Origin of the sequence: Pseudomonas juntendi (assembly GCF_009932375.1) — a bacterium.
Lineage (GTDB): Bacteria > Pseudomonadota > Gammaproteobacteria > Pseudomonadales > Pseudomonadaceae > Aquipseudomonas > Aquipseudomonas juntendi.
Map to the genome: position 1 here is coordinate 1 of NZ_BLJG01000273.1, position 2,369 is coordinate 2,369.

The 2,369-nt window shown below is 64.5% G+C and carries 1 protein-coding gene and 1 pseudogene; both read left to right on the top strand.

Annotated features, from left to right (window positions below; all coding sequences use genetic code 11):
- Positions 1-1,141: 1,141 nt before the first annotated feature.
- Positions 1,142-1,402, top strand: a pseudogene (locus GYA94_RS28800) (HAMP domain-containing protein); the annotation flags it as partial.
- Positions 1,403-1,471: 69 nt separating this feature from the next.
- Positions 1,472-2,260, top strand: a complete 789-nt coding sequence (locus tag GYA94_RS28805) for a methyl-accepting chemotaxis protein (RefSeq protein ID WP_438826251.1) — start codon at positions 1,472-1,474, stop codon at positions 2,258-2,260.
- Positions 2,261-2,369 lie beyond the last annotated feature (109 nt).

Sequence of the window (2,369 nt, forward strand, 5' to 3'; positions counted from 1 at the left end):
TGGGATCGACTCGGACTGGTCTCGATACTGGATACGATCAACCGGCTTAGCCGCATAGCTTGAACCGCCGTGTACGGAGCCGTACGCACGGTGGTGTGAGAGGACGGCGGGTGTGAACCCGCCTCCTACTCGATTGTGGCGTATGCCTGCCTTGAGCGCTGTGGGCTTTCTGTGGAGGCTGGCTTGCAGGCGATAGGACCAGCCCAGGCAACCCCGTTGCTCAACCTTGGCGCATATCCCTGCTCCCCCCGGCACAACCCTTGCTGTAAGAAACATCTGACGATGCCATCAAAATAGTGGCGCCAGAAAACACGAGGGTTACAACGTGTCTGCCATCCTCTCACTGTTACGAAGCCGCCTTCTGCGGCCTGTGTTTGTTGCCCTTGGTATCGCGCTTTTGGTGCAGGTACTGGTTGCCGTTGCCCTCACCCGCAGCACGGTGACTGCCCTGGAGGCCGACCTTGGCGAGCGCCTGGGTAATGACAGCCGCCAACTCGCCAGCGAGCTGGAGCAGGCCGGGCAAGATGTACGTTCGGGCCTCGACGGCCTGTCCAGCAGCACTCGCCAGCGCCTCAGCGCGGGGTTGGCGACGCGCCTGCAAAGCGAGCAGCAGCAACTGCGCAGCACCCTGGAGAAGAACCTCAAGGATTCGGCCAGCGACATGGCCGAGTTGCTGGCCTCGGTCGCCCCGCGGGCGATCTGGGATAACGACGTGCCGGTACTCTCCGACTTCGCCCGCCGCGCCCAGCGCAATCCCAATGTGCTGTTCGTGATCTACGACGACGCGCAGGGCCAGCACCTGACCCGCTACCTGAACCGGCAAAACCCGATCAACCAGGCGTTGATGGAGAAAGGCCAAGGCGAGCGCGCGCTGGACAAGGTGATCGACGCCGCCCGGCGCGACCCGGCGGTGTACTTCGTGGAAGCGCCGATCAACCCCAATGGTGCGGAAATCGGCAAAGTGGTGATGGGGGTTTCCACCGCAGGCATCGACCAGGAACTCAAGGCCCTTGACCAGCGCTTTTCGGCGCTGATTGCCAGTGGTGAACAGTTGGTTGGCGACAGCCTGAACGGTGCTGCCGCCGACAGCGGCAACACCCTGCGCGAACGCCTGCAGAAAGCACAGGGCAGTGCAGCGGCAATGCAGGCCAATACCGCGCAGACCGTACGCGATGCCGCTGCCGAGCTGCGCTGGCGCATCGGCCTGGGCCTGGCGCTGGTGGGGTTAGGTGTATTGCTGGTCGTTGCCGTGGTGCTGGGGCGCCGGGTGCTGAGCAAGTTGCGCCTGTTGATAACTGCCCTGAATGACCTTGCGGCCGGCGAGGGCGACCTGACCAAGCGCGTGCCACTCGACAGCCGCGATGAAATTGGCGACATGGCCTCGGCGGTGAACCGTTTTGTCGACAAGCTGCAGCCAATCGTGCGGGAGGCGGGCGAAGTGGCACAGCGTACCGGCGTGGAGATAGGCGCGATGGCCCAGCGCAATGCCGGCGCCGATGCTGCTGCCGCGCTGCAGCGTGATGAAGTGGCAGCGAGCCTGCGCGACCTGTCGAGCATGGCTGACGAAGCCCAGGCCGAAAGCCATGCGATGCAGGCGGCTCTGCAGCAGGTGGTGGATATTCGCCAGGCCACCGACGACAACAGCCGCAGCTCGACCCAGCTGGCGAGCTTGATCGAGAACCTGGCCGGCCAAGTGGAGACGGGTTCCCAGGTGATCGAGCGCCTGGCCAAGCAGAGTGAGCAGATCGAAGTGGTGCTGACGGTTATTCACGGCATCGCCGAGCAGACCAACCTGCTGGCCTTGAACGCCGCCATCGAGGCGGCCCGGGCAGGCGAGACCGGGCGCGGGTTTGCCGTGGTGGCCGATGAGGTGCGGGCGCTGGCGAGCAAGACACAAAGCTCCACTGGCGATATACAGTCGCACATCGCCGCGTTACAGAAGGGCGCCAAGGAGGCCGTGGCTACTATCAGCCAGGCCGGGCTCAAGGCCAGTGAAGGCCTGTTGGTGCTGCGCGACAACGAACGTCGCCAGCAGTCGGTGCAGGCTGCGGTGGAGCAAGTTCACGCGGCCATTGGTTTGGCGACTCGCGCTGCCGAACAACAGGCCCATGGCGCACAGGCGGTGCGGGGGCGGGTGGAGAACATCCATGCCCAGGCCGAACGCTCGGCTGAGGTGGTGATGCAGACCACGGCCAGCAGCAAGGTGCTGGATGACTTGGCGGCTCAGCTACGCGCCAGCCTGGGCCAGTTCCGGGCCTGAATCCTGCGCAGTCTCTTCTTGTGGGAGCGGCCTTGCGTCGCGAAAGGACCGCCAAGCGGTCCCAGGATATTCGCGTAAACACATCCATTGCTGGGGCCGCTTCGCGGCC

Coding starts and splice junctions, on each gene's coding strand:
- GYA94_RS28805 (WP_438826251.1), top strand. CDS start 1,472: ATGGCCCAGCGCAATGCCGGCGCCGATGCTGCTGCCGCGCTGCAGCGT.